Annotated in this window: 1 protein-coding gene; it reads left to right on the top strand. The window is 61.3% G+C overall.

Features of this window, described 5'->3' with window-relative positions:
• The first annotated feature begins 51 nt into the window (after positions 1–51).
• A complete protein-coding gene (locus KUG43_RS17420; RefSeq protein WP_353618071.1) occupies positions 52–507 on the top strand; it encodes a DUF6883 domain-containing protein in 456 nt (151 codons plus the stop codon).
• The last annotated feature ends 589 nt before the right edge of the window (positions 508–1,096 follow it).

The raw sequence follows: 1,096 nt of genomic DNA, 5'->3' as shown, positions 1-1,096 counted from the left end.
CGTGGCCATCGCCATAGGCGGTGATGCCGTTGAAGGTGAACCCGGCCCACCATGCGCTTCCCAGGATCCGGCGGGCCACGTCCTGCGCCGGGGCGGGGGCATGGGGGCATCCTGGCTGGGGTGAGACGGGGGTGGCATTTGTGGAGGAGAAGCCCCGGCGATCACCCTGGCCCACGAATGCTCCCCCATGCAGACCACGCGATCGTTGACGAAGCCAAGATCTGCGACTATCTGCTCTCAGACACGCATCCAGTCGGTCGCTTCAAGGCCAGGGTATTTCGTTCACTTGGCTACACCGTTGAATCCTGGACACGACTTCGTGATGATCTGCTCCACCATGGGCAGACTGGGTCGGTTAATCGGATCGAGATGAGCGCCTACGGGATGAAAGTTGTCATCAGTGCTACTTTGAAAGGCCCCAACGGAGCATCCAGACCATTCAGAACGGTCTGGCTGATCCCCGATCATTCCAGACAGCCAAGGCTCGTCACCGCATTTCCGGAGTAAGTCATGTTCGTCTTGCACCAGACTGTTGCTCTTACCCACGACATACCTGATGCTGGTCTGCAGTTGGGGGATCTCGGTGCTGTCGTCGCTATTCACGATCCTGAAAATGTCGAGGTTGAGTTTGTCGCCGCATCGGGACGGACCCAATCGCTGTTGACGCTTTCCATCAGCAGCCTCCGGGCGATTGGTGATCAGGATCTGATCGCGGTTCGTTCGCTGGCCACTGCCAAGCATTGAGTTTCGGACGTGCTCAGCGATCCCAACCATCCGCCCGGTGATGAGCTCCAGCGCGCAGAACACACAGCCTGCTTCGCGGTGGCCGTAGCTGGCCTGCACGCCGCGGAAGCAGAGCGCCTGCAGGTTGCTGATGGCGTCGGAGCCGCCCTGGTTTCTGAGGATGATGTGGTCCACCTCCAGGGCCATTTGGTGCTCGTGTGCGCCGCAGCAATCGCAGCGGCCCCAGGCGCGGGTGAGCACCCTGAATTTCACCGAGCCGCCGATCAGGCTGTCGTGGCCATCGCCATAGGCGGTGATGCCGTTGAAGGTGAACCCGGCCCACCATGCGCTTCCCAGGATCCGGCGGGCCACG

The sequence above is a fragment of the Synechococcus sp. CCY 0621 genome (assembly GCF_019038465.1).
In the GTDB taxonomy this organism is placed as follows: Bacteria; Cyanobacteriota; Cyanobacteriia; order PCC-6307; family Cyanobiaceae; genus Cyanobium.
This window is presented reverse-complemented; position numbering and strand designations above follow the sequence as displayed.

What these genes read in the sequence shown, in the direction of transcription:
- KUG43_RS17420 (WP_353618071.1), top strand. Translation starts at nt 52, where the DNA reads ATGCGCTTCCCAGGATCCGGCGGGCCACGTCCTGCGCCGGGGCGGGGG.